Annotated in this window: 1 protein-coding gene; it reads right to left on the reverse strand. The window is 70.6% G+C overall.

The genetic code is table 11. The features are described from left to right. Positions 1-193, reverse strand: a 193-nt coding sequence (locus AC5RWQ_RS30765) for an acyl-CoA dehydrogenase family protein (protein WP_494286095.1), incomplete at its 3' end; no start/stop codon positions are given. Between the last annotated feature and the right edge of the window lie 188 nt (positions 194-381).

Raw genomic sequence — 381 nt, forward strand, 5'->3', positions numbered from 1 at the left:
CCTCGGGGACGGAGAAGCCGAGGATGCCCGCCCTGGCGGCCTCCTTGAACAGCCAGCGGTCGACCCTGCCCTGCTGCCGCCACCGGTCGGCGTGCGGTACGGCGTGCTTGCTCACGAAGGCGCGCACCGTGTCCCGCAGGGCCTCGTGGTCCGCGTCGTACAGGGAGCGCCTGGCGGTGATCACATCGGTCATCGGAACTCCTGGTTTGGGAGTCGGGGAATTCGGGAGGCGAATCGGGAGAGGAAGGGGCAGGGGGAGGTGAAAGGGACCGGGCGCGTCATTCGCGTTCCAGCCCGAAGTACAGGCTCCCGTCGGCGGCGCGGCAGATCAGCGGCTCGGCGTCGTCCAGCGCGACGAAGCGCTTGCCGTGCCGGCGGCTG

The sequence above is a fragment of the Micromonospora sp. BS32 genome (assembly GCF_059089345.1).